The sequence below is a fragment of the Sedimentitalea sp. genome (assembly GCF_039973035.1).
In the GTDB taxonomy this organism is placed as follows: Bacteria; Pseudomonadota; Alphaproteobacteria; order Rhodobacterales; family Rhodobacteraceae; genus Sedimentitalea.
Genome location: NZ_JBDWLR010000029.1, coordinates 1 through 25,045, shown reverse-complemented (window position 1 = coordinate 25,045; position 25,045 = coordinate 1). Strand labels below are relative to the sequence as shown.

At 56.5% G+C, this 25,045-nt stretch carries 21 protein-coding genes and 2 pseudogenes; 13 read left to right on the top strand and 10 right to left on the bottom strand.

What is annotated here, in order from left to right; genetic code table 11:
• Positions 1–11: 11 nt before the first annotated feature.
• Positions 12–1,175 (bottom strand): TAXI family TRAP transporter solute-binding subunit, encoded by a 1,164-nt coding sequence (locus tag ABJO75_RS06385; protein WP_348128426.1) that lies wholly within the window; start codon positions 1,173–1,175, stop codon positions 12–14.
• 89 nt (positions 1,176–1,264) lie between these two features.
• Positions 1,265–2,254 carry a ketol-acid reductoisomerase gene (ilvC, locus tag ABJO75_RS06380; RefSeq protein ID WP_348128424.1) on the bottom strand — a complete coding sequence of 330 codons (990 nt, stop codon included), beginning with the start codon at positions 2,252–2,254 and terminating at the stop codon, positions 1,265–1,267.
• A gap of 56 nt (positions 2,255–2,310) precedes the next feature.
• Here ilvC and ABJO75_RS06375 point away from each other — a divergent pair, with 56 nt between their 5' ends.
• Both ABJO75_RS06375 and ABJO75_RS06370 read left to right on the top strand, forming a co-directional pair.
• Positions 2,311–3,063, top strand: a complete 753-nt coding sequence (locus ABJO75_RS06375; protein ID WP_348128421.1) for a GntR family transcriptional regulator — start codon at positions 2,311–2,313, stop codon at positions 3,061–3,063.
• A 210-nt stretch (positions 3,064–3,273) separates the two neighbouring features.
• On the top strand, positions 3,274–3,396 hold the full coding sequence (locus tag ABJO75_RS06370; RefSeq protein WP_348128419.1) for a hypothetical protein: 123 nt from the start codon (positions 3,274–3,276) through the stop codon (positions 3,394–3,396).
• 162 nt (positions 3,397–3,558) lie between these two features.
• On the opposite strand, the gene ABJO75_RS06365 is transcribed toward ABJO75_RS06370, so the two are convergent.
• From ABJO75_RS06365 to ABJO75_RS06350, 4 genes are all read right to left on the bottom strand, one after another.
• On the bottom strand, positions 3,559–4,158 hold the full coding sequence (locus ABJO75_RS06365; protein ID WP_348128416.1) for an ANTAR domain-containing protein: 600 nt from the start codon (positions 4,156–4,158) through the stop codon (positions 3,559–3,561).
• A 4-nt stretch (positions 4,159–4,162) separates the two neighbouring features.
• On the bottom strand, positions 4,163–5,308 hold the full coding sequence (locus ABJO75_RS06360) for a transporter substrate-binding domain-containing protein (RefSeq protein WP_348128413.1): 1,146 nt from the start codon (positions 5,306–5,308) through the stop codon (positions 4,163–4,165).
• Positions 5,305–6,363, bottom strand: coding sequence for an AAA family ATPase (locus ABJO75_RS06355; RefSeq protein ID WP_348432397.1), 1,059 nt, complete (start codon positions 6,361–6,363; stop codon positions 5,305–5,307). The genes ABJO75_RS06360 and ABJO75_RS06355 overlap by 4 nt, the downstream gene beginning before the upstream one ends.
• 156 nt (positions 6,364–6,519) lie before the next feature.
• Positions 6,520–7,563: an aliphatic amidase gene (locus ABJO75_RS06350; protein ID WP_348128408.1), complete on the bottom strand. Its 1,044-nt coding sequence runs from the start codon at positions 7,561–7,563 to the stop codon at positions 6,520–6,522.
• A 1,078-nt stretch (positions 7,564–8,641) separates the two neighbouring features.
• Between ABJO75_RS06350 and ABJO75_RS06345 the strand changes: the two genes are divergently transcribed.
• From ABJO75_RS06345 to ABJO75_RS06305, 9 genes are all read left to right on the top strand, one after another.
• Positions 8,642–10,174: a hypothetical protein gene (locus tag ABJO75_RS06345; protein WP_348128405.1), complete on the top strand. Its 1,533-nt coding sequence runs from the start codon at positions 8,642–8,644 to the stop codon at positions 10,172–10,174.
• A 1-nt stretch (position 10,175) separates the two neighbouring features.
• Entirely contained in the window at positions 10,176–10,508 is a 333-nt protein-coding gene (locus tag ABJO75_RS06340; RefSeq protein WP_348128403.1) for a hypothetical protein, read from the top strand.
• A gap of 113 nt (positions 10,509–10,621) precedes the next feature.
• Positions 10,622–12,316: a hypothetical protein gene (locus ABJO75_RS06335; protein ID WP_348128400.1), complete on the top strand. Its 1,695-nt coding sequence runs from the start codon at positions 10,622–10,624 to the stop codon at positions 12,314–12,316.
• Between the two features lie 81 nt (positions 12,317–12,397).
• Positions 12,398–13,210, top strand: a complete 813-nt coding sequence (locus ABJO75_RS06330; RefSeq protein ID WP_348128398.1) for a CbbQ/NirQ/NorQ/GpvN family protein — start codon at positions 12,398–12,400, stop codon at positions 13,208–13,210.
• A complete protein-coding gene (locus tag ABJO75_RS06325; protein ID WP_348432396.1) occupies positions 13,210–15,222 on the top strand; it encodes a VWA domain-containing protein in 2,013 nt (670 codons plus the stop codon). The genes ABJO75_RS06330 and ABJO75_RS06325 overlap by 1 nt, the downstream gene beginning before the upstream one ends.
• A 78-nt stretch (positions 15,223–15,300) precedes the next feature.
• Positions 15,301–16,653: a tubulin-like doman-containing protein gene (locus ABJO75_RS06320; protein ID WP_348128393.1), complete on the top strand. Its 1,353-nt coding sequence runs from the start codon at positions 15,301–15,303 to the stop codon at positions 16,651–16,653.
• Positions 16,654–16,930: 277 nt separating this feature from the next.
• Positions 16,931–17,104, top strand: a complete 174-nt coding sequence (locus ABJO75_RS06315; RefSeq protein ID WP_348128390.1) for a CbtB domain-containing protein — start codon at positions 16,931–16,933, stop codon at positions 17,102–17,104.
• Positions 17,079–17,801 carry a CbtA family protein gene (locus ABJO75_RS06310; protein WP_348128388.1) on the top strand — a complete coding sequence of 241 codons (723 nt, stop codon included), beginning with the start codon at positions 17,079–17,081 and terminating at the stop codon, positions 17,799–17,801. The genes ABJO75_RS06315 and ABJO75_RS06310 overlap by 26 nt, the downstream gene beginning before the upstream one ends.
• Before the next feature lie 59 nt (positions 17,802–17,860).
• Positions 17,861–18,352, top strand: coding sequence for a hypothetical protein (locus tag ABJO75_RS06305; protein WP_348128386.1), 492 nt, complete (start codon positions 17,861–17,863; stop codon positions 18,350–18,352).
• Here the strand turns inward: ABJO75_RS06305 and ABJO75_RS06300 are convergent, their stop codons facing one another.
• From ABJO75_RS06300 to ABJO75_RS06290, 3 genes are all read right to left on the bottom strand, one after another.
• Positions 18,353–18,715 carry a DUF1636 family protein gene (locus tag ABJO75_RS06300; RefSeq protein ID WP_348128384.1) on the bottom strand — a complete coding sequence of 121 codons (363 nt, stop codon included), beginning with the start codon at positions 18,713–18,715 and terminating at the stop codon, positions 18,353–18,355.
• A 246-nt stretch (positions 18,716–18,961) separates the two neighbouring features.
• Positions 18,962–19,339 (bottom strand): hypothetical protein, encoded by a 378-nt coding sequence (locus ABJO75_RS06295; RefSeq protein ID WP_348128382.1) that lies wholly within the window; start codon positions 19,337–19,339, stop codon positions 18,962–18,964.
• 9 nt (positions 19,340–19,348) lie between these two features.
• Complete coding sequence (locus ABJO75_RS06290; protein WP_348128379.1) at positions 19,349–20,332, bottom strand: GTP-binding protein; 984 nt, start codon at positions 20,330–20,332, stop codon at positions 19,349–19,351.
• Between the two features lie 529 nt (positions 20,333–20,861).
• Between ABJO75_RS06290 and ABJO75_RS06285 the strand changes: the two are divergent.
• Both ABJO75_RS06285 and ABJO75_RS06280 read left to right on the top strand, forming a co-directional pair.
• Positions 20,862–21,404: pseudogene (locus ABJO75_RS06285) on the top strand (DDE-type integrase/transposase/recombinase); the annotation flags it as partial.
• Positions 21,405–21,675: 271 nt separating this feature from the next.
• Positions 21,676–23,310, top strand: a complete 1,635-nt coding sequence (locus ABJO75_RS06280) for an MFS transporter (protein ID WP_348128376.1) — start codon at positions 21,676–21,678, stop codon at positions 23,308–23,310.
• Positions 23,311–23,441: 131 nt separating this feature from the next.
• On the opposite strand, the pseudogene ABJO75_RS06275 reads toward ABJO75_RS06280, so the two are convergent.
• A pseudogene (locus tag ABJO75_RS06275) lies at positions 23,442–24,135 on the bottom strand (IS6 family transposase).
• Positions 24,136–25,045 lie beyond the last annotated feature (910 nt).

Sequence of the window (25,045 nt, the reverse complement as noted above, 5' to 3'; positions counted from 1 at the left end):
GATAGATAGGTTCAGTAGAAAACCGGGAAATCGGCCGCACCAAGTGCCTCGCGCCGTCGCTCGGCCCATGTTTCATCCCAATTGTCCGGATTCTCTGCCTCAAGTGTCTTCCATGCCGTGTTGAGCACCTGCTGGCGTTCTATCATCTTGGCGTTATGAGCGTCATGTGCGTCGGTCCAGACGCCTGCCTCACGGAAGTACCGGATCGCTCCTTCGTGATAGGGCACCACCCATTCCAACGCCTGATTATCCAGCGACCATCCATCAATTCCCGGCGAGGTCCCTTTGTAGCTGTCGTAGAGCTCGAACATCGCCTTGGTGACGCCATAGACAAGTTCCGGGTCACGGTCGGCCAATGTCATCAGCACGGGAAAGGCGTAACCCGCCGTCGGAACGCCGTCGGTTCCGTCGATTGTCGCGCCCACCTGAGCGACCATCGGGGTGAAGAAGGGCGCGACCTCCTGCATCCGGGCCAAACCTTCGGCGTTGTTCGGATCTATTTCTGGCCAGAACAGGCCACGCGGACCGCTCGCCGCTTCGTAGCCTTTTCCCGAACTGGTCGAGGCGATGGCCGCATCGACACTGCCGTCCACCATCCCTTTCCAAGAGGGGCCGAAACCGCCGAATTCAACCAATTCAACGTCATCCGTCGTCAGGCCGGCGTAGGCCAGATAGGCCTGCGCATTGACATTCATTGACGGCGCGCCCTTCAACCAGGCCACGCGCTTCCCCTTTAGATCAGCATAGGTGAAGCCTTCGCAATTCGGCTTGCCGACCTGTTCGCAAACTTCCGCAGCGACACCTAAAGAAATGCCAACGGTGCCGCTGTTGTTCGATGCCAGCGCCCTGATCGGCATCGGCCCCCAGGATTTCGCTCCAAACTGGTAGACACCTTCCTGTGCCATGAAAGTTCCGCCGACGCCGTTCATCGAGAAATCAACTTTGCCCTGACGCAACGGCTCAGTTCGGGCCACATCGTTTTTGGCAGGCAGAATACGCAAGTTGACACCCCGCTTGTCCTGCAACGCCGCGCCGATGGCGACGGATTGGTTATAGCCGGACGAACCGGTGCCATAGGATGTAATCGCCAGTTGTCGCGGCAACGTGGAATCCGCTGCGAATACCGCAGTTCCGGCGACGCAAGCCAAGGTCAGCCCTGTTGTAAAAATTCTCATCATTTCCTCCCAATCATCGTAAATTGCTCAAGATTTTCTTCGGAAAAAGGCTGGTCTCTCCTCCGAGACAGCCTTTCCCTACACCCACATCAAGACGAGAAGCGACCCAGCCGCTCGTACAGCTTGCGTTCCTCAATCGTCATGGGGTCGTTTGCGATTTCTTCTTGTGCTGCCTTCATCGCGGTCATGCCGTTGGCCTGAACTTCGGTCCATTCCTTTGCAAAGCTGCCGTCCCGAATGCGTTCGACGATCCCGCGCAGATGGTTTTTGTGGGCCTCTTCTTGCTCGGGCTTCCCTCGTGCGTAAACCAACTGGCCGTATTCGCTCGTCCGTGAGTGCAACTTCAGCTGTCCAAACAAGCCATGGTCGACGTAATACTGTCCGATTTCGCGGACCTCGCCAGACGCATACATTTCCAACATGGCAGCTTCCGGGCTGCATCCGGCCTCAGTCAGCACCTCAATCGCGCGCTTTATGGCGTGGAGCGATCCAAACTGTTCGTGGAACAGATCCACGATAGTTTCTTCCTCAAAGCTGGATTCGATCACACCCATCTTCGTCGACCCGATTGCCCGAGAAAGTGCCAACATGATATTCTGAGCTTTGCCGTCTGCGTCCTGATGAACAGCGACGAGGCTGGGAAATCCGGTGCCCGCAAGAACCGTGTCACGCACCCCCTGCCCGACCATGCGCGGGGCAATCATGATGACGTTTAGTTCCGGACCCGGCTGGATGTACTTAAAATGTATGTTGTAGCCGCTGGCAAAGACCAGCGTATCTCCGGGCTTTAGCCCAGGTTCGAGACTTTCCTCGTATATCTGCGGCATGACTTCGTCGGGCACTAGGATGAACAACACATCCGCCCTCGCGGCAGCCTCGGCCAAAGGCAGAGTTTCAAACCCGTCTTCCTCGGACTTTTTAGCAGACTCATCACTGCGGGAACCCACAACGACTTCTAGGCCTGCATCCCGCATGTTCAACGCTTGGCTGCGCCCCTGATTGCCATAGCCGAAGATTCCGACCGTCTTTCCCTGCAGCCATTTCAGATCTGCGTCATCATCGAAGTACCACTTGGCCATTATCTCTACGTTCCCATTGAAATCTGATATTTCAGATTTCTTATCCTTTCAAACTCATGACAGTCAAGCTAAACTTGTGGTCACCGCGGCGCGCTCGTCGCGGAATGGCGGAGATTGAGGTGAGAATGCAGAACATTTCGGGACTAAGAATCGAAAGCAACTCAATCCGAGATCAGGTCTATGAAAGGCTTCTCGAGCTTATCCTGAACGGAACGCTTGCACCCGGAGTCAGGCTTGATCTGACACAGCTGTCCCAAGATATGGGTGTCAGCAAAACACCGGTAAAAGAAGCCATTCAACGTCTCATTGAAATTGGCATGATCGAGGTCAAGCCGCGCAGCGGCACATTTGTCAGCACCATCGACCCCGAAAGAACTGTCCAGAATTTCTGGTTCCGACTCGCCCTCGAGATTGGGTGCGCACAGGAGATTGTAGAGCGGGTTGACGAAAAAACCATGACAGAACTGCACGCCATAAACGATGAGATGCGGCGCCTGGGGGAACAGGCAGATAACGACGAAATGATCAGAAGATTTTTGCCCTTGGACGCCCAATTCCACAACAGGATCATCGATCTGATGAAAAACGACGTGATTTCAGACCGATATCGTCAGACCGGCGTTCTGTTACAGGTTATGCGGCTGAAGAGCCACCATACGCGCCACCGCTATCTTGAGGTTGTGGCGGAACACGACGCCATCTTGCAAGCGTTGGAAAAGGTCGACGCCGATAAGTTGCGCTCTGCTTGCCGCTGTCACGTTGAAGCGGCAATACAACGTTTCACAGCGCATGACGGCGTCGCAACTTGAAAAATTTGCGTGGCGTATCGAACTGAAAATGTCAGCTTTTCGGGCCCACGATGGCATCCAAGTTTCAAAGCAAAAACAAGGGTATGTTGCTGTCTGGCCTGAGCCCTTAAGGGTCCATTTAGTGCTATCGGCACTGTAAACTGGCATTGTTGCGGGGATCGCCTTAAGTCAGATACCGGAGCGGCCTCTCTTTCATCTAGGAAACTGTAGATGTCGCACAAGTTCAGCGCCGATCTTCGTGACAAGATCCCCAAACAGAAACATCGGGTGACGAATTGGGCCAAATACAATGAAAGCCATCTGACGCCGTGGGGAACTGACGGTGCGGATTAGCGTAGAGGCTCCGCGCCACATCGCGGTGGAATTCGCCTCTCCGTTTCAGTCTCTTAGACAGGATCCTTTGTTGCAGCAATTGCTTTCGCAAGGAGCGGCAACAAACCTCGACAGGTCCAATCACTGGTCGCTTTAGGTAGCGTCCCCCCCGCCTGACGACACCTAAGATCCGCCGAAATCGCTAAGTATGCTCTCTGCATTGATGATCGCCTGTGCAATATCAGCCGTCGTGGCCCTTTTGGCCATCGCTTGCTTTCGGATCAGATCGTAAGCTTCACGCTCATTGACCCCTCGATGCCGCATTAGAACAAACTTTGCGTCGTTGACTTTCTGCACGTTTTCCAGCTTGTCTTTGAGGGCCTTCATAGCCTTGCTGTGCAGAAGGCGCTCGGCTTGTATTTTTCGTGCCAACAGCATCGAGGTCATCACGCCCGAAGCACGAACTGGTTTGTTCAGCACTGAATGGGCCTTGATCTCAAGGATCAATTCCAGAACTGAGGGATTCTCGTAGCCCAAGACCGCTACGATTGTTTGCGAACTCTTACTGCTGTTGATAAATCGGTTCAGCCGTTCGGCGTTCTGATCAGTGACATCCAAGAAAACCAGATCAAACTTTTCCAGCAATGTATCGGGCAAGGGCCATAGATGCTCGACCTGGCAACCAATTCGGTTGACTTGCTGTATTAGCTCATCTGCACTTTGCTCTCTGGGAAGAGCAACCATTACGTGCAGGTTTCTGATTTCCTGTATCAGGTCACTCATCTTTTCATCCGCTTTCTGCAACTTCGAGCTGTCGGAAATGCAGGTCGAATATCGTTGGAGACACTAGGTAGGGGTCTGGCTTGATTGCGCGACGCACCTGCGATTGGATTACGAATTCGCCACCTGCATTGACCTTGGCTATGCGCGATTGCAGGTAGGTATGGTTGTTGTCAGGATCGATTTTGATCTCGCCTTGAGGCGCATCGAACCTCATTCCCAGCAGTGCTTCCCGGAGGGCGACGGTGTCGATTTCACCGGTTATTTCAAGCGCCCGCGCGAACATGTGGACCTGACAATAGGCAGCCTCACAACAGCTTGTCACATCCACAGTCGTGCCGAATTTCTTCTTGTATGCTTCCAGAAAGCTCTGGTTCTCAGGCGAGGAAATTGATCTGAAATATGGCGCGGCAGTGATGTGCCCCTCTGATGCTTCAGGACCGATCGCTGCAATTTCGCCTTCATTCGTTGTCAGGCTGGCAATCGGACAGATCGCGGCGTCCCCTTCGGCCGCCAAGTAAGCTCGATAGAATTCGATGCAGGACTGTCCGACCACGGTCGAGAATATGGCATCCGGAGCGGCGCGCTTGATGTCGGCCAATGTATCGTCGAAGTCCGCACCTCCGGACTCGAGATCAAAATAGACTTCGCCAAGCACCTCTCCGCCACCTTGTCGCACGACATTGCGCATGACCCGGTTCGATTCCCGGGGATAGATGTAATCGGACCCGACAAAAAAGATGCGACCCCCGTAATTCTCCAGCAGAAAATTACCCAAAGGCACGCTGTTCTGGTTCGGGCTCGCCCCGCCATAAATCACATTCGGCGAGTACTCGAAGCCTTCGTAAAGCGTGGGATAGAAGAACAGAGCATTGCGCTGCTCGATTACCGGCAGAACCTCCTTGCGAGAAGATGACATGTAGCAGCCAAATATGACGTTGATCTTGTGATCGACGATGAGTTTCTCGCAAAGCTCTCCGTATTTCTGGACGATCGAAGCAGGGTCATATGAGACGGGTTCGATCTTCCGCCCAAGGACACCGCCCTTTTCGTTTATCTGGTCTATCGCGAGCAGTGCGCCATTCAACTGAGATCTTTCGATGATTGACGTCACACCGGTTTCGGAGAAAAGAAGTCCAACTTTCCAAGTCATGTATGATCGGCCCTTTCAGAGCTCCGAAACGATATTGCACCATCAAGGTGCTCCGCCACGATGTCCATGTTCACGCAACCATCCGAGGGTGCATGCCCCCCCTGATTGCTTAAAAGATAATCAGCTAGTGGAAATTCGAGCAGTCGGCGCATCGCGCGACGCAGATCACGGGCGCCGAATCTCTTGTCGTAGCCCTCGGTGCTGATAAAACTGCGGACGTCTTCAGAAATCTGAAGCCTGAGTTCATGCTTTTTCAGCCGATTGTTCAGGCGCGCAAGCTCGACGTCGACCAGGTCGGGCAATTGATCCTTGCTGATCGGGTTGAAAGTTTCGATATGATCGAAGCGGTTGACAAGTTCAGGTGGGAATCGCGCCAGAAGCTCTTTCATCACGATGTCGCGGGCGTCTTGACGGGGAGTCGCCGGTTTGGACCGTAGGTTTTTCCAAAGAGTTCCAAGGGCCGGTTTCGAGTCGCCCAGGCTCATCAATTCCGTCGCACCAAGGTTTGACGACATGAAAATTAGGCTATTCCTGAACGAATAGGTCCGCCCCCCAGAAGCAACCGTCAAGATGCCGTTGTCGAAGACATTCATCAAGGCGAGAACGACCTCATTGCTTGCCTTCTCCAGTTCGTCGAACAGCACCAGCCCGGGAAGGTCGCGCTGGCCTTCGATTGTTTCCTGATCGAGGATGGTGGTCCCTTCCTTCGATCCGACATAGCCTGGCGGCGCGCCGGTGATCGCAGCGGCGTAGTGTTCCTGCGACAGTGTATTCATGTCGACGCGGCAGAAGGCATCGGCATCGCCATACATGGCGCGCGCGATGGTGCGCACCGTTTCCGTCTTACCCACTCCGGTCGGTCCGCAAAGCATGATAGAGGCCAGCGGCTTGCGCGGGTCGCCGATGTCCGCACGCACGACCTTGAGTATCTCCATCACCTTTTCGATCGGCTCTTCCTGACCGATGATTGAGGTTCTGAGCTCGTTTTCGATTTGCTTCGGGTCAAACGAGAAGCGTGACCGAAGGCGTGGGTTGAACGAGGTGTCGGCAGGCATCCGATCCGTGCGTCCGGCGTTTTCATAGCCGAGGGCGGATGTCAGCCTCTGCTCCCTTTGCGTTTGGTCGATCCGGTCGGTTAAAAAGGGCATGTCATCTCCTGCCTGTCAAAAAATGGGGCGGCCGGATACCGCCGCCCCTTTGTCTAGTCCCGCTCAATCGGCTTCTTTTTCCTTCGCTGAGTTGGGCAAGGTGCCCACGGGGCAACAGGCCACCCCGATGGTCGTTCGCGTGAAGGATTCGACATGTTCACGCGTTGCCTCAGCATCGTTGACCCAGTTCCGGTAGAATTCGAACGGACATTCGGCCACGCCCTTGTCGCCGTCGCCGGAGGCATGAATGCCAGTGTAGCCGCGGTGCAGCAGCTTGAAGAGGTGGTTCTGCGACTGGTCGTTGGCGCGAGCGTCGCGGATCTCGGGGACAGAGAGCTGGGCATACTGAATGCCCATGTCTTCTTCACCACATTCGCCAAGAGTACGGCCATCGAAGCCGATAATCGCAGAGTGGCCAAAGTAGCTATAGACACCGTCAAATCCGGCGGCATTGGCAACCGCAACATAGCAGTTGTTGGCCCATGCCATGGCCTTGGCCATCAGCACCTGCTGATCCTTGGCGGGATACATGTACCCCTGGCATCGCACAATAAGTTCAGCCCCTTTCATCGCGCAGTCGCGCCAGATTTCCGGATAGTTGCCGTCATCGCAGATGATCAGGCTGATCTTGATCCCTTTCGGGCCCTCGACAACATAAGTCTGATCGCCCGGATACCAGCCTTCGATTGGATTCCAGGGAAGAATCTTGCGATACTTCTGAACGATCTCTCCTTCGTTGTTCATCAGGATCAGCGTATTATAAGGCGTTTTCTTCGGGTGCTCTTCATGGCGCTCGCCGGTGATCGAAAAGACACCCCAAGTGTTTGCTTTGCGACAGGCCCGTGCGAAAACTTCGGTTTCGTCGCCGGGGATGCTCGCGGCAGTTTCCATCATCTCGTCAGGGTCGTACATGATGCCCTGGGTGCTGTATTCAGGAAATACAACAAGGTCCATGCCGGGCAAACCCTGCTTCATGCCAATAACCATGTCAGCGATTTTTTCTGCATTCTCAAGCACGTCGGCTTTCGAATGCAGGCGGGGCATTTTGTAATTTACGACCGCAACACCAACGGTTGTGTCGCTGCTTGAAATGTCACCGTGTCTCATAGCGTAATTCCTTCGAGTTTGTTCATTCTATTATCTGGCTGACTCGCCATTTTTCGCTGGAAAGACTATTCATGAAGATTTCCGATTAAAGGCGCGATGTGGCCCCGAAATCACGCGATTCGCAGCGGTAACGGAATGTGGATAGTGCATGCCCTTATTGGGAGTTACATGGTCCATTCACTCGCTGTGAGATCAGGACTTTGATCAGTCTTTCTCAGTTTTGGGTTTGGTTGGCTGGGTTAAAGCCAAAAAAAAGGCCCTCCATCGCGGCGTCGTTGCCACATCTGGAAAGCCTATTTGCTCGGTCTTTGCTGAAGCTCACATTTGAACTCGTCTTCAGTACTTCATGAGAATCAAACACCATGCAAGCACTTTTTTCGGGAATCGGTTCGGCGGAACAAAGCAATTCTGAGAGTGTCGAGAACGCGTCATGACTACTTCGTCTGCTGGTACTGAACACGTGATCGATTGGCAGCACATCCGGCCTAAACATAATACTGTCAATGACTTACGTTACTCTCACGGCGAAATAAACTTCGGTGAAGATACACCAAAATCGCATCGCCTTACCATCCTTTGCAACTTAGACACGAAGGTTGGGTTGTTCAAAACCAGTTGCCAAAGTTGCCTATTTTTCCAGCAGAACCCGGTGGCGTTCGGGCCTCATGGCAGTGATGGTCCCTATTCAAGATAAGCTGGTCCGCCCCCTGCCCCGCCGCAGATCTTTGAAGAAAATCCTAAAAAATAGGCGTCTTTGAGAATTTACAAAATTTTCTTACTTTCATGCTTGACCAGCTTCAAACCCTATGCAAGCGTTAATGCAAGCAACTCAGCTTGAAAAACATTGTCGGCACCGAAGCCTCATCGCAACCGCTCATAAGAGCGACAAGCGTTGGGGCTTTTTTCGTTTTCCGATCAGGGATTCACTCGAATTCTTGAAAGACAGAAAAAGCAAATTTGCATTGGGTGAGCGCCAAATATGCGGCGTTCAATTCACCCGGCACAGATATGTTTCGAAATCGACAGGCTGAGTACAGAGAAACGTCTAATTAAAGACGACTGAATTGGGAATGTAATAATGGCAACAACAGCCGGACTAGACCTCGACCAAGGCAGGCCACTCCCCGCCATTGGAACAACCGAAGCCAAGCTGCAACAACGCAAGCTGGACGCACTGAATCGAGGCATTCATCACATCAAGGTTGCGGCTGATCTGCCTTACAGCATCCACCTAGTCGGCGTCGGTGCCGAAGGCGCCCAGATCGTTGAGACGGTTCTGCGCGAGGCTCCCGAAGACTTGCTGGACGCGCCGGGCGCCCGGTTCACCGGACTTGCGGTCGATATCGGCGACGAGGCCTTGGCACGGGTTCGCAATGCAGTCGGCAGGTTCCCCAAAGAGAAGTCACAGATTGAAACCCTGGCGTTAGAAGAGCCCGAGCAGGCGCAACTGCAAAGCACGTTGGCACGGTATCCCGAGTTTCTGAACCTTGAATATCCCTTTAACCATGCAAATGCCGACGCGGCCGCTTGGCTGTCGGCGGACACCCCCATGCGCAATGAAGACGGAGCCGTCCCCCGCGCGGTGTCCAAGGCGAGCTACGGCCAAGCCTACTACGACGGCGACCGACGCATGTTTTCGGCCTTAAAACGTTTCGCGAAAAGTGTGGATCAGACCGAAGGCGACTCGATCGTCTGCATCCTGTTCGGACTTGGCGACAGCGCTGGCAACGGGATCGCGATGGATCTTGCGCGTCACCTTTCGTCGCGGATGTTCGGTCGCCGCATGCTGGTGACGGGCATAGGAATTATGCCGCACCGCGATAACATGACGCCAAAAGCTGCGGCGCAGCTCCATGCCGTGTTTTCCGAGCTTGATGTGCTCTGCGATGATACCAAAAACAAGGGCGTCGAGCTGTCCTGCGGCGATCTTTACAAGAACCCCTTCACTGCGGGTTTCATGGTCGTGCCGCAGTCCAGAAGCCAAAGCTCTGAACAAGCGTCCGAAACTACCCGGCAGCGGCTGCTGGAACTCTTCACCCGGCGCCAGGGGGCCAATCTCTGGGAAGCGCTGCGTCTTTTGAACTGGGTGGCAGCGCCCTCTACTCAGCATTCCGCCGCCCGAACGCCATGGGGCGCGCGCTGGATCCACCTGTTAGGGTTCGGCGCCGACACCGACATCCCGACCAACCACGACCTGCGTGCGGAACTGGGTCTTACAACAGGATATCAGCCAGAATTCCTAGAATTGCGCACACCAGAAGATCCTGAGAACGCTCTGGCCGAGGCTTGGTCCGAGCGATTGAACCAGTCGTTCCTGCCAGAGGTGCCAATTAAGCGGACCCCTGGCGCGACAGAGACCACAGTTCAATATCTGCTCCCCCGTCTGGCCCTTACTGATCTACAGGCATTTTTCGACGCGCGCGCGGCTTATGACGCCGAAGATACGAAACGCCGCAGCGAGCATCATGCGTTGCTTCTCGACCAGGGATTACTGCTTTGTGAGCCCTCCAACGTAATCGAAGGCATGGCGGGTGCAAATATCGACAAAGGACGGCAATGGATTGCCGTTCCCCGGACCGATCTTCGCCGTGATGATATTGTAGGAGTGTAAGATGCCACTGAATTGGAAAACAGTTTTCGACAAATACGGCGAAGGCTTTGAGGTTCCGACCATTCGAGGCGGCAAGACCGTTTCCATCACCCATGTCGATGAAGACGCAATTCATATCGTCAAGGGAACGATTTGGAAGGCATCACTGCAGCGTAAGAACCTGGAGAAAGGTGTTGAGATGATTGAATCCGGCGTGATCTCGCGGGATCCTGGGCTCTTTGTCGAGGACTACATGCTTTACGTCGCACACGAGCGCGCCAGTTCGGTCGCGCACATCCTTCGGGATTTAGGGTTTCTGGACAAGACGGAAACTTTCAGCATTCGCGGCTGCTAGCGCAATAACACAGCCCGAATAACGCGCGCTTTTAGCGAGCAAAAACTAGCCAGTTAGCCTGTCGCTTCCAGCGGCACCTAATTCCTATTGCCTGATTAACGGAGAACACACCAATGGTATCAACATCTCTTTACAACAGCGCCACGGGCATGCAGTCGCCGCACTGCATCCACACGGTCGCCATCGGCCGAACCGGGGCTGCCTATATCGAAGCCTTGCTGAGGACCGGCGAGATCGAGGATTTGCTGGCGGAAGACGCCCGCGCCACCTGCGCCATCCTTCTGGTTGATATTGGCCAGCAGGACATGGACATCGCGATTGACTATGCCAACTCGTTCAAAAAACGCTTGGAATCCCGTGGCGTCGCAGCCGACCGCTTCAACTTCCAAGCCGTCGCACTGGAAGTGCCGGAGCGCGATGAGTTCTTTGAAGGATTGAACCGCACCCGCGAATTCCTGAAGCTGGAATATCCGCGGTACTACTGGAACCCGAACTTCGAATCCTACGTGTCGCACAAGTACGAGATGCCCGAAGCGGGAAGTCATTTCCCACGCCTTGTGGCCAAAGGCATCTACGCCAACGCCTATTACGCCGGCGACCGGCCGATGGAAAAGGCCCTCGACAGCTTCGTCGAGACGGTCGAGAAAGCAACTTTGCCATCGATGGTCCTGGTGCCCTTCAGCCTTGCGGGCGGCACAGGAAGCGGCATGGTCGTCGATCTGGCGCGCCACCTGTCGAACATCAAGCTCGGGCGCCGCATCCCCGTCATCGGTGTCGGGCAACTATCGCACAGCGGCGACGATGACTCGGTTCAAAACAGCGCAGGCCAATATTGCGCTCTGAACGAAATCGACTGCATGCTGGACGATGACAAAAACAACGGCGTAATCACCGTCTGGGGTGACCTTTATAAGAGCCCGTTCACCGGTGGCTTCTTCGTCGTCAACCCCGAGCACAGCTGGAAGCGCCTGTCGTCCTACACCGAAACAGGCGAGAAGGAAATTCGCCAGGGGTTCCGCCAGATGGTGGCCAACCGCTTTGTCGCGGACTCGTTTATGCGCTTTGCCATGCTCGATTATGGTCGTGTGCTATTCCGGTCGCTTCGTCCGGCCGGCTTCACCGGGGCGCCACACGAGACACTGTCGTCGAAATCACGGAACTGGACCCTGTTTGACGTGGCCAAGCTCACACACCCAGGCGTTCAGGTCCTTCCCGGCGAAGCGCAGTCGCGCTGGCAGTCCGTCCTGGCACAATGGATCGATTTCATTCCCGAGCACAGCGGCCTGCGGGACGGCTTCCAGACCGACTATGCCGAAGTGCATATCCATGCCTCACGCGACATGGGCTTTGACAACATCGAAAAGGGCGTCAAGGACCTCGTATCCAGCACCTACTTGCTCGAAGGGGACTCGACCTACCAGTCTTACAACCACGAGTTCTTCGATGCGCTGACCTCCTACGCCAATATCATCATGCCCGGCGTTGCGAAGACAGATCTGGAAGCCTTCTGGGAAAGCCAGAAGAACTACGATCTGCTCGATTGGGAAGCCAAGCTGCACGAGCATGCGTGGCTGGTCGATATCGGTCCGATGCTGTCAGAGCCTGCGATCCGGTTCGAAGGCATGGCGGGCGAATGCATCTGGGGATGCGCGTGCTGGGTTGTCGTGCCCTACGATGAAATCCGCGGCGACAAGCTGCCCCCGGCCAACCGGAAGATCATCCTTGAAGAAGGGATCGCCGCGATGACCAAGACACTCGTCAATACCCCAGGCGGGCAGCCCGACGTGGCGGCCAAACAACACGCCTGACCCCCTCCCCTTGGATTGACGACAAACACCCCGAGTTGCGCACGTTGCGCGGCTCGGGCCCCCCAAGAAGAGTTTTGTGCGATGAACGACAGCCTTGACACATTGGTCCTGACGGACGAGCCCTATTACCGCGGCATCGGGAATGAGGTTGAGCTTTTTGCGGCCGCGATGGCGCGCAACCTACCCATGCTCCTCAAAGGCCCGACCGGTTGTGGCAAGACCCGCTTCGTTGAATACATGGCGTGGCGGCTGAAATTGCCACTGGTGACGATGGCCTGCAACGAGGACATGACAGCCTCGGACCTCGTGGGGCGCTGGCTGCTCGACGCGCAAGGTACCGTCTGGCACGATGGTCCCCTGACGAAAGCAGTGCGCCACGGCGGGCTTTGCTACCTCGACGAATTTGTGGAGGCCCGTCAGGATACGACGGTCGTTATCCACCCACTCACGGACGACCGGCGCATCCTGCCTCTGGACAAGCGCGGCGAAGTCGTCAAAGCGCATCCGGATTTCCGCCTCGTGGTATCCTACAACCCCGGTTACCAGAGCGCCGCGAAAGACATGAAACCCTCGACGCGGCAACGCTTTGGCGCGATCGAATTCGGCTTTCCACCAGCTGAGACCGAGGCCGAAATCGTGATGCACGAAAGCGGTCTGTCCGAGGATACCGCGCGCGGGCTGGTATCCGTGGCGATCCAGTCGCGTGAATTGCGGGGCCGGGGTCTTGATGAGGGCATCAGCACACGGATGCTGATCCACACCGCCGCTCTGATCGTTGAGGGAATTGCGGTACACGACGCCTGCGCGCTGGCCATGACTGCACCACTCACGGATGACAGTAATTTGCAGCTGGCCCTCAACGGCTTCGTAGAAGCTCAGTTCGGGCCCCGGTGATGGATGTGACTGTCATACAGACTCAAGCGCCGGATTTCGGCCCGTGTTTCGAGCGCCTTCGGGGGGTCAACGGCCACGCGCACGCGACGCTACTCGCAGCCCTTCCGCGCCTGACCCACCCTCTTGCGAACGCGGCAAATGCAACCGCTCTGGCCGATATCATCATCCAAGTCACCTTAGAGGCACCGAAGGCGGCGCGTGTTTTCGCCGAGCGTGTCTGTGTGCAGCCCCGGATGCTGGATGATGGGGCCGCCCTGCGCCGTTGGGCGCTTCACGGTCTCAAGCAGCGCAGCGACTCCGAGAGTATGTTGCAACATTTTAGGCTGAAAGACCCGATAGCCTTTTCGGACCCGCACGATTTTCAGCTTTCTGGTCAATTCATCGACCAGATCGAAGGCCTGGAACATTACCTTGCGGGCTTCGGCTTTGACGGCATATCGGTAGACCAGCACGACCCCGTGGATCGATACGAGACAAAGCCATCCCCCACGCTCGACGATACGACAATGAAGTTTCCCCGCAGCTTTGAACACATCGACGCGGTGTCGCCGGGCACCCTCTACCGCGCTTCGGCGGCCCACGCTGCGGCGCATTTGCGCTTTTCACCGCTGCAGCGCCCCATCGGCAACCGGCGACCGAACCTGGTGGCGCTGATTGCCCTGATCGAAGATGCCCGGGTCGAGCGGCTTATGGTGCAGGACCACCCAGGTCTGCACAGTTTGTGGGACAGGTTTTTTGATGCCTCGAAAGAGAGTTCAGGCTTCGACCTCGGCGGGCTCATGGCGCGCTTGGCACGCGCCCTGCATGACCCACACTTTGAGGACCCCAACCCTTGGGTGAACCGAGGACGCGAGCTGTTTGAAGAGGCTGCGGCCAAGGACCTATTGGATTTTGCAGCCTTTGATCGCCTTGCACGGGAACTCACAGCGGCTGTCGGCAAGATGCACCTTCAGCTGAACCCAAACTATCGACCAATGCCCCTGTATCGCGACGACAACGCCGTGCTTTGGGGCCCGGACGAAGCTTTGCCGGAAGACAAGAGCCTCGAGCCGGAGATTGACGAGATCGAGATGCGGCCCGCGGACGAAGTCCCCGATCAACAGGACACGTCCGACATCGATCTTCGCCCGCGATACGTCTATCCGGAATGGGACCACCAGTTGCAGGACATGCGCAATAGCTGGACCACCGTCATCGAGGACAGCTTTGATCGCGCCCGCAAGACACAGGCCGCAGCACGGTCGCGTCGCGGCCTGCAGCAGACACCCAGAGCCGCGCGGCGGGTCCCTGATCGTTCGGTCCGGCTAAAGCGTTTACCTGCGGGTGATGATCTCGATCTGAACGCGGTGGTCGACAACCTTGTGGAACAACGCGCCGGGATCGCACCGGACGGACGCATCTTCATGCACCACGGGAGGCGGCCGAGATCGACGGCCACCATCGTCCTGATGGACCTCTCGATCTCGACCGACAAGTTCGTACCCGGCAGTTTTACCCGCGTGATCGACCTCGAAAAACAGGCCGCCATCGCTGTGACCGAAGAGCTGGAGTCCGACAGTAACCGTGTCGCCATTCACGGCTTCAACTCGAACGGACGGCAAGAGGTCAACTATTACTGCGTCAAGGATATCGACGAGGCTTTTGATGCCAGCTGCCGTACGCGTCTGGAAGGACTGAACAGCAGGTTGTCCACCCGCATGGGCGCGGCCCTTCGTCATGCGACGGCGCTTCTGGATCAACAAGCCTCGGACAACAAGGTTGTGCTGGTGCTGACCGACGGCGCGCCGTCCGACATTGATGTCGTCGAAGATGCATATCTGATTGAAGACGCCCATGATGCCGTCGTGACCGCCGCCGCGAAAAATGTCCGCACCTTTTGCCTGACATTGGATCGACGGGCCGACAGTTATGTGCGCCGGATTTTCGGCGAGCGAAACTACCTCATCTCCGATCACGCCGCGACCTTTACCGAAAGAGCTGGAAATGTCCTGGCCCGGGTGCTGGCACCATGACGATCCGTTCAAAGACACCGGGCTTGCAAGACATTCACACGCATAACCAACCCACAACCGACCATCAGGAGTAGACTTATGACGGCAGAAAAAACCGAAGCGCCAGAGGCCCACAATATCCATGTGATCGGAATTGGCCGAACCGGCGGTGCCTATGTCGAGGCGCTGTTGAGAACCGGCGAAGTCGAGGACAATTTGGCGCTCGAAGGATCCGCGTTGTCGGGGCTCCTGATCGATATTGGCGAGGATGATGTCAATATCCCGAACGACTATGCCAGGTCTCTGAAGTCCCGTTTGGCACAACGGGGAATTCCGGCGGAGCGGTTTCACTACGAGTCGTTTAACCTTGCCCTGCCCGGCCTCGAAGAGTTTTCCGGGAAACTGAAGGACGCCCGCGGGCCCTATGAAGCCACTGGCGGATCTAACCTGATGTCAGAATTGCCCGCTGACTTCACCCTGCCGGACACGCAAAACCACGTGCCCCGCGCTGTTGCCAAGGCAGCTGGTGTCTTCGGTCTCTATCTCGATGAAGCGCCCTTGGCAGCCGCGGTGGACCGCTTCGCCGACCAGGTCCGGGCGTCCCAGAACCCGTCCACCATCTTCTTGGCCTACAGTCTGGCCGGTGGAACAGGCAGCGGAATTTCGGCAGATATTGCACGTAGAGTCAAAGCTCTCGATCTAGGTGACAAGGTCAAAATCGTCGTTGTCGCGCAACTCAGCCACAGTGACGACGGCGTTTATGAAAACAGCCTCGCACAGACTGTGTCGCTTGAGGAACTCGACGGATTTGCAAGCGGGTCTGCCGAAGACAACCCCTTTCCCGGCGGGTGCTTTATCGTTTCGACTGAACATAGCTGGCAACGGCTCACGGCCTATACCGCGACCGGTATCCGGGCGGTGCGACAGCACTTCAAACAGTTGGTCACCAACCGTTTCGTCTCGGATTCTTTCATGCGGTGGGCGGTGCAGGACAATGCGACCCATCTGGAAAGTGCCCTCGGCAAGCAGACCGGCAGTGCGTGTCTAATGTTCAATGTCGCCAAGTTCAGCCACCCCGGCGTCCAGGTCCTGCCCGGCGAGCCGCGCTCGCGTTGGGACAGCGTGCTCCAGCAATGGGTCAGCTTTGTGCCGCAATATTCCGGACTGGTCGATGGATACACTGCCGAAAGCATCGACGCCCATATCTATTGCGCCCGCAACATGGACACCGATGGCATAGTCGGAGATTTGGAAACGCTGCTCAGCTCCAATTACCTCGGCGATCAACCGGATAGATGCAGCGCACATCACAACGAGTTTTTTGATGAGCTGACCGCCTACGCAAACCTCATCTTTTCGAACCTCAAGAAGGAAGATCTGGCGGTATACGCCGCAGGCAAGGAAAGCATGAAGGCCTTGAAACCTGCCGATATCCGAATGGAGCAGGCGTGATGGGTGTATCCAGTTTTTGCGGTTGCAAGCGCAGGCTTGCAACCTCTCTAGATCAACTTCCCCCTCATTCCAATTGGAGCTTGAAGCTCCGGGCCGAGGCGGGGCTCCCCTCTGTCGCTATTCAAGAGGAGAGTTGATGTCGGAATTTCGTGCGAGGGAAATTCCGGAGCCAAGACTTTCTCGCCCTATCACTTGGTGTCGTCGGCAGATGCTGGCGTCCCGTTCAACCCCATCATCAAAACAGACCCTATCTGTCGGGTCGCAAGGAGAAACCAAAATGACCATTCAAACGCTCAACACCACCATCGCCAAACAGAACAGCCTCGTTGCCCCCATCATCTGCCTTATGCTGGGCTGCGGCATTATTTTTCTCTCCGGCCACGTCCAAGCCAGCGCCCTGCATGACGCGGCCCATGACGTGCGTCATGCCACCGGCTTTCCGTGCCACTGACATGCAGATTTCTCGAGTTCTAGTCAGCGCACTGTTCGCTGGCGTTGTAGCAGGGCTGGTTTCCGCCCTGCTGCAACTGATGTTCGTGCAACCGGTGCTCCTGCATGCCGAACTCTACGAGTCCGGTGAACTGGTGCACTTCGGTGGCGCGCTCGTGTCGGCGCATCCTGAACTGCCCGGCTTTGACGCCTTGCGCGACGGAATGAGCATCCTGTTCGCCGCGCTGGTCTACACCGGCTATGCCATGATCCTGGTCGCACTGATGTCGATCGCAGAACAGCGCGGTCATGACATCACGCCGCGAACCGGGATGTTCTGGGGCCTTGCTGGCTTTGTCGCATTCCAGTTTGCCCCCGGCCTGTCTCTGGCGCCCGAGGTACCAGGCGTGGCTGCGGCAGACCTGGAATTGCGCCAGATTTGGTGGCTGGCAACCGTCGTCTCTGCCGGCGTGGCCATGTGGCTTATCGCTTTTGGCAAAAGCAGCATCGCCTACGGTATCGCGGCCATTCTGCTCTTGGCACCACATGTCATCGGAGCCCCCGAACCACTCAACTTCACAGGACCGGTCCCGACCGAGATCGGAGCGCTCTTTGCCGCCAGAGCGTTTGGGGTCGGCATGGTGTCATGGGTGATCCTGGGGACTTGCGCGGGGTACTTTTGGAACACCGAAGGCAACAGACAACACGCCACGGCATGACAACACCCACGGCCTCCTGCCGCGTTCTGGCAGGGGTCCGTCTTACAGGGAGCACGACAATGAACCGCATACTCGCAATATTCGCTATCGGCCTTGGTCTGGGAGGCGGATTCGGCTTTCTGGCCGCCGCTTCAAACAACGTGACGCTGGACGGGCACGATCACGGTGCCCATGGTCACTCGGCTGCCCACGGGGACATGCATGGCCACGATCATGACGCGATGGTGGACCTGCCGGTCGACGGCGCACCGTCCCTGTCGATCAAGTTGTTGCCGGACCCGGTCTCGGGCTGGAACCTGCATGTGCAGACCGAGTCATTCCGGTTTGCGCCGGAACATGCCGGTGCGCCCCATGTGCCCAGCGAAGGGCACGCGCATGTTTACGTGGATGGCACCAAGATTGCCCGGCTCTACGGAAACTGGATGCACCTTGCCGAACTGCCCGAGGCTGCCACGGTCGCAGTGACGTTGAATTCGAACGACCACAAGACACTGAGCATCGCAGGTAAAGCTCTGCGGGCGACGGCGACCCGACCCGCTGCGCTCGATTAGTCAGCTTAAAGCCGGCAGCCTTGCGCGAAGACAGTCGCGCAAGCGTCCGCAGGGGTGGGCGTCGATGATCCATCCCTTGCGGCACATCAGGTAGGTCTCGCACGTCGCTGCGATGTCATCGGCATCTTCACGCAGGTTGAGACCGGAAAAGACATAAGAGGCAAGTCCCTCCCCTTGCAGGCCGATCACGACCGGCTCGGCGCACGCCCCCATGCAACCTCCGAATTCAAAGGTGATCCGGTCGGCCAATCCAGCACGTTCCAGGGCCTCAAGCACCGCATCGGATTCCGCAGTGCGGCTGCGCTCGCCTTCGCAGGTCGAGCAAACCAAAATGCGCGCTTTTGTGCTTTGATTTTCTGTCACCAGAAATCGACTCCCGCTTGTTCCATCCAAGTCATACGATGCGCGGCGTCTGGCGCCAAATTGCGGTGCTAAACGATCTCGGCAAAGATAATGGCCCGACACCAAGAGAATACGCTGTGCCGCTCTGTCCCAACCCGAGTGGTTCGTCCACCGTCGGGACCGGCACCGCGAGCCGGGCCTTGTCCTTGTGGGACACAGCCCGGCACTTGCACTCTTGTGACGTAGCGCACAGTCAAATAGGTGACCTCAATGGAGCGTCTTTGGGTTGATCGACAGGGCCAGTCGGTCGACCTTTTTGCCCTTGAGGATGTGCGACCGAAGGATCTCAGCTACATCTTCCTCTGTCTCGAACTTGTACCACGCCCCCTCCGGGTAGATGACCATCGCCGGGCCGTGCTCACATACGTTCAGGCACCCCGCCTGGTTGATGCGAATGCGGGCGATGCCCAGCGTCATGGCAAGGCGGCACATGTAATCACAGAGCTGACGGCTGGACTTCACCCCGCAAGAGCCACGGCGATGACTCTTCGGGCGTTCGTTGACACAGCAGAAGACATGCACGAGGTAGACTGGTTCGCCCACGGCCTCGTCAACATTCGCATCATTGATCGCGTCACTGGGCATCTACGCGACCTAGTTCACAAGACATTGGGAAAAGCCTCTAGAGAAGGCTTCCCGGTCCAGGTTCCTGCCGATCACGACAAACTGAGACGCGCGGACTTCATCGTCCTCCCAGCGGCGCTCGGGGCGCATCGTGGTCAACATGCGTACGCTCTGGAACACAATGCGTTCCTGAAAACCGCGTGCATGGAAAATCCCCTTGGTCCGGTACAGATTGTTCCCCATGTCCTGCGCCATGTTATTGAGCCACAAGTTGAAACGGTTCAAGTCGATTGGACGGCTCTCCTCGATGATGAAGGAACCGACGTCGTCGTCATGTTCATGTTCATGATCCTCCAAGAATCCCGGATCCACCTCCAGTTTCTGCACAAGATCAAAGGCCCCGATGTCGATCACGTGGTCGAGATCTATCTCGGCATTTGTCGTATGGTGGATACGCGCCAGCGGGTTGAGTGCACGGATTCTCGCTTCGACATCAGCTAGCGCGCCCGGTTCGAGCAGATCCACTTTGTTGATCAACACGACATCGCTAAAGGCTACCTGCTCTACCGCCTCGTGGCTTTGTTCGAGGTTGACCGCCAGATTGACGGCGTCGACAACCGTGACGAATGCGTCGAGTTGAATCACGCTCTTTACGTCGTCTGCCACGAAAAAGGTGGAGGCCACCGGCGCCGGATCAGCAAGGCCCGTGGTTTCAATCAGGATTCCGTCCAGATCGCCGGCGCGGTCCCGAAGGTCTTTGAGTGTGTCAATAAGATCCCCACGCACGGTACAACACAGGCACCCATTGTTGAATTCGACAAGCTCGGCCTGATCCTCTTGAACGACGAGTTGACCGTCGATGCTGATCTCGCCGAATTCATTTACGATCACGGCGATCTTTTTGCCATGTTCCTTGTGTAGGATGTGATTCACGAGGGTGGTCTTGCCCGACCCCAGGAAACCGGTGATCACGGTGGCTGGTATTCGCTTGTCCGGATGATTGGCGCTTTTCATGAGATGGTCCTTTGATGTTGCTGCGGCAAAACCCGCGGATGGACTTTGTCCACGCGCCGGGGCTGCCGATTTCCGATTTGAAACTGCTTCACGCAATCCGCCAACCGATGGGGTCCGGCATGCGCAGTTAGATGGGGGCAGATAGTGCCGACGGCCTAAACTCCTGAAGTGGGTTCGCAGCGCAAACCGTTCCTGAAAACACAAAAAAACGCCCCACGCTTTATCTCACCAATGTGAGAGCGTAGAGGCGTTCATGCCGATTTGAGTGCAGCCCAGTTGCTGCAGGAAAAGGGGATCACAGGCCCCTGAAACTGTCAAGAGCGATTGCATTTTAGACCGCCATGCAAGTTTGCCAAAGGCGAAGAGTGCCGTCTTAAGTGTCGATCCTGCAAACAAAATAGCTACTGATCGGTATTGTCGCATATACTCGGCATCGGTTGTCGGTGTTCCGGCATGAGCGTAAACGGGGTACATGAGCCGGAATTGTCATGTTATTGATGCGCCCCGGCTGCTCGCATAGCCATCTCTCGTGATCGGCCAAATTTCAGAGCCTCGCCTGAAGGGCTTCCGTTTCCCTCGGTCCATCATCTCCTACGCCGTTTGATCGTACCATCAGTTTGCCCTGAGCTTGCGCGATATTGAGGATCAGTTAGCCGAGCGGGGCGTGATCGCAATTCAAGGAAGAAAGCACTGGCTTTTGCGAGCGGTCAACTCCAACGGAGACATGCTGGAAATCTTCATTCAAAGTCGTAGGAACGCACATGCTGCCAAGCGCATTCTAAGAAACTAATGGAAAGATGGGGCGCGCCACGCGTTATCGTGCGCCCCTCACGTGACATGGCTTCGCTATGCACTGCTGGACAATGGACAACCTGCGCAGCTATGGCTTGGCCGTCCGGGTTCTTTGTCCCAGTGTCGACCACAGATCGCACAAAGACTTGAATAACCGCTCCAAGGCGTCGCATCGAATACCCGAAGAAGAGAAAAGAACATAGGTCGTTTCAAATCCCCGCGCCAGGCGCAGCGTTTTCTATCCGTCCACGATCAGACCGCGACCATCTTCCCGCCGAAATCGCCGCCTGAACGGAACACGGATCTTGGTCACGATGCGACATAGAACCATGACAAAGCCGGTGAGGCCGCTCCCTACAGTAAGCGGCGGATCGACCTAGAGTATTAAAGGCTGATTTAGCTTCGCTTCGTTGACGCCGTCTCAGTGGAATGGCTCTTATTGATCGAACCGAACTATCCAAGTTCAGGACGAGCAACTTGCCGGTTGCCTAACCGGTTCGATGAGTGATCATATTGCCAGTGCAACACCCATATCATGCAGGACCAATAGCTTGGCGACCCATGCACCCACTCTGACACTGTTCCGCAATCCGACGTTCCGGACATTGTGGGTTGCTGCACTGGCTTCGAACTTCGGCGGGCTGGTCCAAGCGGTCGGTGCCGCCTGGATGATGACCTCTCTGACGACGTCGGAGAGCATGGTGGCGCTGGTGCAATCCTCGGTCACCCTGCCGATCATGGTTTTGTCGTTGCTGGCCGGGGTCTTTGCCGACAGCTATGACAGACGCCGGGTAATGCTGGTGGCGCAGGGTTTCATGCTGGCTGTGTCGATCCTGCTGGCCTTCATGGCATTCCAGAACCTGCTGACCCCCGCGTTGCTTCTGACCTTCACCTTCCTGATTGGCTGTGGCACCGCGCTGCACAACCCATCATGGCAGGCCTCGATGGGCGATATCGTATCGCGGGATGAGCTGTCGGCGGCGGTGTCGCTGAACAGCATGGGATTCAACCTGATGCGCTGCGTCGGGCCGGCGGCGGGCGGGCTTATCGTCGCGGCGGCGGGGGCGGCGGTCGCCTTCACGGTCAATGCCTTCAGTTATGTCGCGATCATCTCGGCGTTGTGGAACTGGCACCCGACCTATCCGGAACGGCGCCTGCCGCGCGAGCCTTTGGGCGGCGCCTTTTCCGCCGGTCTGCGCTATGCTGCGATGTCGCCGAACCTGCTGAAAGTAATTCTAAGGGCATTTCTGTTCGGACTGTCAGCGGTGGCCGTGCTTGCACTGCTGCCACTAGTGGTGCGCAATGTGCTGGGGGGCAGTGCCATCGTCTACGGCGTCCTGCTGGGGTGCTTTGGCGTTGGCGCCGTTGCCGGTGCGCTATTGAATGCGCGACTGCGGGCGAGGTTTCGCAACGAGATCATCACCCGTGCTGCCTTTGTTGCCTTCGCTGGCAGCAATGTGACACTGGCCCTGAGCACGCATTACTTGCCCAGTGCAGTTGCCCTGCTGCTGGCGGGAGCAAGCTGGGTGATCGCCCTGTCGCTGTTCAATACTACGGTTCAGCTTTCGACTCCGCGTTGGGTTCTGGGTCGCGCGCTGGCCCTATATCAAACCGGGGTTTTCGGCGGCATGGCGGGTGGCAGTTGGCTCTGGGGTATCATGGCCGAAGCCTACGGCGTGGGCATGGCAATGCTGGCCTCGTCGGTGGTGCTGGCTTTGGGGGCGTTAGCCGGGCGCTTCGTGCCACTGCCGAATTTCGAGAACCTCGATCTGGACCCTCTGAACATGTTTCAGGAACCACCACTGCAGCTAGACTTACGACAGCGCAGTGGGCCGATCATGATCCTGATCGACTATGAGATCGCGCAGCAGGATGTACCAGCGTTTCTCGAAGCCATGCACGACCGGCGGCGTATCCGGATACGGGACGGCGCGCAGCAATGGACCCTGATGCGGGATCTCGAGAATCCGGACATTTGGACCGAGACCTACCATGTCCCAACCTGGGTCGAATATGTGCGCCATCACGAGCGTCGGACCAAGGCCGATGCGGACTCTCACGCACGGCTGGTCCGCCTGCATCGCGGCACCGAACCACCTAAGGTACACCGGATGATTGAGCGCCAAGCTGTGCCACTGAAAGATGATATACCATTGAAATCCGATTTCGGATCACAGATGCGATAGCAACGGATTGCTTCATCTCATCGCTTACACTTCGGGTCCGCTACCCGCCGAGACTTGTGAGTTCAAAGGCGCCTAGCGTGTATTGGTCCGCTGACTTCTGGGCCTTGCAAGAACGACCGGCCTCTACTGGATCAGGCAATGTCGGCTGCGGTTGCACTGGCTTCGAAACCTTCCATTCGGTGATACCGGATAGTCATGGCGTTGCGGTGTCTAGATGGAACGGCGAAGCAATTTCGTGTGGCGGGCTGAATTGAGAGACACATCTGAAATCCGCCGGGTGATCGGGAGCTTTGCATTGCTCGTTGCCGCTTTCGAGATGGCGGGTGACTGTTATCAGCGTCATTGTTGAGGCCATTGTGCGACCAGTGATCAAGGCTCGGCGCCACTTCTCATTTGGCCGCCCTATAGGAACGAAGCTTGTCGGTAATGATCCGTTTGGGCAGCCCGTGACATTTGATCGGGCGGACCAGCAACCGTCACGCAGCCCGCTTGGATTGCAGGATCTACTCCAGAACGACACTATTTTGATTGACCGCAGGCCAGATCCAGAACATTTGCCCCGAGATTTTCACAATCACCTCAGCCAGAGGATAGGCGTCACCGGGGCGCGTCTGTCCTCGCCGCAGGTTTCGTGAGATCAGAGACCCGAACTTGTGGGTCCAGCGTCGGACAGTCTCATAGGATACGTCGATACCGCGTTCCAGCAGCATTTGCCCGACCTCACGTAGACTGAGATTGAAGTAGACGTACATTCAGACCGTATGCGCAATGATTTGAGGCGGGAAGCGGTGTCACGTCTAGCACATCAAAGGCTGTCTCATGCACCCAGCCTAAGTGACAACACCATCAGAGTTCCTAAGCGGCAGCAGTCGTAGCAAGTTCAACCGCATGGGAAAGCGCCTGATCGGCGCTATAGGTAGGGTAGATACCGGCACAAACCTGTCTGCGACCAGGTCCTACTTCGTATACACAGGAAACGTATTCACCATCCGCGATTGCGGACGCACATGGCACCCATCTCCCTCCGGGACCTTCGACGGCGTTTCCGATGCGTACATTCACGGAACCTGCCGGCGGGAAGGACACAGAAACAGACTTGTCAAACAACTTATCCAGGGTCATCGAATTTCCTTTCGTTGGTTGGATAATTCAGCCCAGGTTTGACCGAAATATGGCTGCCCTTGCGTTTCTGCCTTCGGGACGCCCCAATTCCAGCTATAAGGACGCCGAGGCGGGCAGCGAGCGCAGATTCTAAAGCCCGCCTGCTTTTGGGAAATTTTAGAAATCGTCTCAGAACAGTCAGTTGAGAAGGGAGTGAGATAAGATTAGGCTTCCTATCATTTTTATCAGTATTCCCCAATTTTGCCACTTTTTGCGTAGGGTGGTCCTGAAGACAGGATTTGAGGTCCGCGGCAGTTGGTAACTGCGCCGCACTCGAGTCTGATCGGCAAGAAACCCGACCTTTCCGGTCGCACGCGGCAGGCGTTCGTCAAGCCGGGCTGTCCTGTGAGAAACCGTCAATATTCTTGAAAACGCACCCCATGTCGCCAGCACAGGTAGCAACATTTCGGCGAGTTTTTGCTTTTAGGTGAACTACATGTTCCATCCCGGATGATCACATAGATCCTCGCCGATCTGCCCTTTTCATGGCAAGATCGGTTTTGGGTGACATTCGGGAGAACGCTCAATGCTGATCCAACTTCATAGCCAGGCGACGACGACACCCAAGAGACGG

What these genes read in the sequence shown, in the direction of transcription:
- ABJO75_RS06320 (WP_348128393.1), top strand. Translation starts at nt 15,301, where the DNA reads ATGACGGCAGAAAAAACCGAAGCGCCAGAGGCCCACAATATCCATGTG.
- ABJO75_RS06360 (WP_348128413.1), bottom strand. Translation starts at nt 5,308, where the DNA reads ATGACTTGGAAAGTTGGACTTCTTTTCTCCGAAACCGGTGTGACGTCA.
- ABJO75_RS06370 (WP_348128419.1), top strand. Translation starts at nt 3,274, where the DNA reads ATGTCGCACAAGTTCAGCGCCGATCTTCGTGACAAGATCCCCAAACAG.
- ABJO75_RS06350 (WP_348128408.1), bottom strand. Translation starts at nt 7,563, where the DNA reads ATGAGACACGGTGACATTTCAAGCAGCGACACAACCGTTGGTGTTGCG.
- ABJO75_RS06355 (WP_348432397.1), bottom strand. Translation starts at nt 6,363, where the DNA reads ATGCCTGCCGACACCTCGTTCAACCCACGCCTTCGGTCACGCTTCTCG.
- ABJO75_RS06325 (WP_348432396.1), top strand. Translation starts at nt 13,210, where the DNA reads ATGGATGTGACTGTCATACAGACTCAAGCGCCGGATTTCGGCCCGTGT.
- ABJO75_RS06340 (WP_348128403.1), top strand. Translation starts at nt 10,176, where the DNA reads ATGCCACTGAATTGGAAAACAGTTTTCGACAAATACGGCGAAGGCTTT.
- ABJO75_RS06290 (WP_348128379.1), bottom strand. Translation starts at nt 20,332, where the DNA reads ATGAAAAGCGCCAATCATCCGGACAAGCGAATACCAGCCACCGTGATC.
- ABJO75_RS06315 (WP_348128390.1), top strand. Translation starts at nt 16,931, where the DNA reads ATGACCATTCAAACGCTCAACACCACCATCGCCAAACAGAACAGCCTC.
- ABJO75_RS06365 (WP_348128416.1), bottom strand. Translation starts at nt 4,158, where the DNA reads ATGAGTGACCTGATACAGGAAATCAGAAACCTGCACGTAATGGTTGCT.
- ABJO75_RS06295 (WP_348128382.1), bottom strand. Translation starts at nt 19,339, where the DNA reads ATGCCCAGTGACGCGATCAATGATGCGAATGTTGACGAGGCCGTGGGC.
- ABJO75_RS06335 (WP_348128400.1), top strand. Translation starts at nt 10,622, where the DNA reads ATGGTATCAACATCTCTTTACAACAGCGCCACGGGCATGCAGTCGCCG.
- ABJO75_RS06310 (WP_348128388.1), top strand. Translation starts at nt 17,079, where the DNA reads ATGCCACCGGCTTTCCGTGCCACTGACATGCAGATTTCTCGAGTTCTA.
- ilvC (WP_348128424.1), bottom strand. Translation starts at nt 2,254, where the DNA reads ATGGCCAAGTGGTACTTCGATGATGACGCAGATCTGAAATGGCTGCAG.
- ABJO75_RS06305 (WP_348128386.1), top strand. Translation starts at nt 17,861, where the DNA reads ATGAACCGCATACTCGCAATATTCGCTATCGGCCTTGGTCTGGGAGGC.
- ABJO75_RS06375 (WP_348128421.1), top strand. Translation starts at nt 2,311, where the DNA reads ATGACAGTCAAGCTAAACTTGTGGTCACCGCGGCGCGCTCGTCGCGGA.
- ABJO75_RS06345 (WP_348128405.1), top strand. Translation starts at nt 8,642, where the DNA reads ATGGCAACAACAGCCGGACTAGACCTCGACCAAGGCAGGCCACTCCCC.
- ABJO75_RS06385 (WP_348128426.1), bottom strand. Translation starts at nt 1,175, where the DNA reads ATGAGAATTTTTACAACAGGGCTGACCTTGGCTTGCGTCGCCGGAACT.
- ABJO75_RS06330 (WP_348128398.1), top strand. Translation starts at nt 12,398, where the DNA reads ATGAACGACAGCCTTGACACATTGGTCCTGACGGACGAGCCCTATTAC.